Below are 2653 nucleotides of genomic sequence, written 5' to 3'. Positions count from 1 at the left end.
TCGACATCGACCACTTCAAGCGCATCAACGACCGGCACGGCCACCCCGGTGGGGACGAGGCCCTCCGCGCGGTGGCCGGCATGCTCTCCGCCCGTGTGCGGGCCGGTGACCTCGTCGCCCGCCTCGGCGGGGACGAGCTGGCCGTCCTCATGCCCGGCGCCGACCTCGACCGGGCGTGCGAGCTCGCCGAACGGCTCCGGGCGGAGGCGGCTGCGCTGCAGCCCGCAGGCTTCGAACCCGCCGAGCTGAGCCTGTCGCTGGGCGTATCGGCCGCGTCCGGCCCCGCGGCGTACCCGTTGGAGCTCATGTCGCGGGCCGACGAGCAGCTCTACCGCGCCAAGATCACCCGGAACGCCGTCGGGGCGCCGCGCCGTGAGGCGGCCCCGATCCCCCGTCCCCGCTAGCGCCGGCCCTCGCGCAGCATCTCCACGGCCTTCGCCACGCGGCGCGCCCGGGTCTCGGGCGCCTTCGCTCCCTCGATGGCCAGCACGTGCCGTTGCCGGTGGCTGTTGGAGAGTCGCTCGAACTCCGCCCTGGCCGCGTCGTCCGCGGCCAGGGCCGCGACGAGGTCGTCCGGGACGGCGAGCTCCCGCGGCTGGTCGTCCAGCTCGACGTCGACCTCGACCTCGTCCCCCGCCGCCACGCCGGCGGCCGCCCGGTTCTCCGCGCTCAGCGGCAGCAGGTAGACGCCGCCGCGCGTTCCCACCGTGCTGCGGTAGGTGTGCCCGCCGACCGTCACGCGGACCGGGGGCTTCTTCCCCGAGCCGAGCGCCTCCATGATCTCCGGCGGCACGGGCATGCCGGTCGCGGTCTTGCCCCCGAGCTCGACGGTCGTCCGGAACCTCATGAGAAGACAGTCTGCCGGGCACCGACCCTTCCGGGGTAGGAAGAACCCGATCGGGCTTTCTCACTCGACGTAATGAGCCGATGACCACGAGCGGCGGGACCAGATGGTTGCGTCCTGCGGCGCGTCGGGAGCGGGCGGCGTGGTCGGGCTCAGGCCCGGCGGCTACCGTTCCCCACCGCGGGGCTCCGGTCGGAGCGCATCGGGCCGGCGGACCGCGGTACAGATCGGAGAGGACGAATGACGAGCGTTCCCGGAGTCGACCATCCGGTGGAGCAGACCGAGGCCGAGGTCACGCTCACCGGGCGCGGCATCTCGGTGAGCTCGCGGGTCGAGGTCGTCCAGAACGAGTACATCTCGGTGCGCCCCTCCGTCGGTGAGTTCGTCGACCAGGTCGTCGTCCGGGTCGGTGACGCCGTCGAGATCTTCTGGAAGACCGAGGACGCCCAGCGGGCTCTGCCTGCCGAGGTCACCGACGTCGAGCAGGGCGCCGTCATCCGCTGGCGCATGCGCGCCACCGGCCCGGCCGAGGCGAGCCAGCGGCGCAAGGCCGTGCGCGGCCGGGTGGCCGTCCCCGTCGTCGCCGAGTACGGCTCCATCGACCTCAAGGGCGAGACCATCGACCTCAGCGAGGCCGGCCTTCGGGCGGAGTTCGAGGGACTCGGCGCCCCGCCCGAGGCCGGCGCCAAGCTCAGCCTGGCTCTCCAGCTCGAGGACGGCGGCATCAAGACCGGCGCCGAGGTCGTCCGCACCCAGGCCCGCGGCGCCCGCTGGGTCATGTCGATCCGCTTCGTCAACATCCAGGAGCGCGACCAGGACCACGTGCGCCGCAGGGTCTTCCAGGCACTGCGCGAGGAACGGGCCAAGAAGGCCGACGACGCCCCGCCGGACCTGCGCGGCTGACCGGCGCGGGTAGGTCGGCGACCCGCGGGGCAGATAACGGGGTGTGACTGCCCCGCCGCTCCGGCTGCCCGATGCCCTGACGGCGCTGCGGAACCAGCTGACCGCCGTCCCCCTCGGCCTCGCCACCGCGGACCGCGACGACGCCCGCCGCGCCGCGCGGGCCGTTGCCGACCAGATCGACGACTACCTCCTGCCCCGGCTCCGCGACCTCGACGCCCCGCTGCTGACCGTCGTCGGCGGATCGACCGGCGCCGGCAAGTCCACGCTCGTCAACAGCCTGGTCGGCGCCCAGGTCACCACCGCGGGCGTCCTGCGCCCCACCACCCGCGGACCGGTCCTCGTCTGCTCGCGCGCGGACGTCAGCAGCTTCTCCGGCGACCGGGTGCTGCCGGGCCTGCCCCGCGTCACGGGGTCCGCCGGCGGGCCGGGCACCGTGCAGCTCGTCGCCCGGGACGACGTGCCCCCCGGCCTGGCGCTGCTCGACGCTCCCGACGTGGACTCGGTGGTGGAGTCCAACCGCGAGCTCGCCGGCCAGCTGCTGGCGGCGGCCGACCTCTGGGTCTTCGTGACGACGGCTGCCCGGTACGCCGATGCCGTTCCCTGGGACCTCCTGCGGACTGCGCAGGAGCGCGGCACGGCGCTGGCGGTCGTGCTCGACCGCGTTCCTCCGGAGGCTGCGGGTGAGGTCGCCGCCGATCTCGCCGGGATGCTCGAGCGCGCGGGCCTGGCCGGGGCGCGGCTGTTCGTCATCGAGGAGCGCCCGCTGACCGAGGGCCGACTGCCGGAGGACCAGGTCGCGCCGCTCCGGAGCTGGCTGCACGGCCTGGCCGCCGACCAGGAGGCCCGGGCGGCCGTCGTCCGGCAGACCCTGACCGGCGCCCTCGGCAGCCTCGAGCAGCGGGTCAC

At 74.7% G+C, this 2653-nt stretch carries 3 protein-coding genes and 1 pseudogene; 3 read left to right on the top strand and 1 reads right to left on the bottom strand.

The window, feature by feature from the left end; translation table 11 throughout:
* On the top strand, nucleotides 1–404 hold a 404-nt coding region (locus E4P40_RS27240; protein ID WP_135161413.1), incomplete at its 5' end, for a GGDEF domain-containing protein.
* Here the strand turns inward: E4P40_RS27240 and E4P40_RS27235 are convergent.
* A complete protein-coding gene (locus E4P40_RS27235) occupies nucleotides 401–847 on the bottom strand; it encodes a YdeI/OmpD-associated family protein (RefSeq protein WP_135161412.1) in 447 nt (148 codons plus the stop codon). The genes E4P40_RS27240 and E4P40_RS27235 overlap by 4 nt on opposite strands.
* A 237-nt stretch (nucleotides 848–1084) precedes the next feature.
* On the opposite strand from E4P40_RS27235, the gene E4P40_RS27230 reads away from it, so the two are divergent.
* Nucleotides 1085–1747, top strand: a complete 663-nt coding sequence (locus E4P40_RS27230) for a PilZ domain-containing protein (protein WP_135161411.1) — start codon at nucleotides 1085–1087, stop codon at nucleotides 1745–1747.
* A gap of 43 nt (nucleotides 1748–1790) precedes the next feature.
* Nucleotides 1791–2653: pseudogene (locus tag E4P40_RS27225) on the top strand (ABC transporter); the annotation flags it as partial.

The organism is Blastococcus sp. CT_GayMR20 (assembly GCF_004570345.1).
The sequence above is the reverse complement of the archived record's forward strand: the minus strand, read 5'-3'. Positions and strand labels throughout refer to the sequence as shown.

Excerpts from the sequence above, each read along its gene's own strand:
- E4P40_RS27235 (WP_135161412.1), bottom strand. The coding sequence starts at position 847 with ATGAGGTTCCGGACGACCGTCGAGCTCGGGGGCAAGACCGCGACCGGC.
- E4P40_RS27230 (WP_135161411.1), top strand. The coding sequence starts at position 1,085 with ATGACGAGCGTTCCCGGAGTCGACCATCCGGTGGAGCAGACCGAGGCC.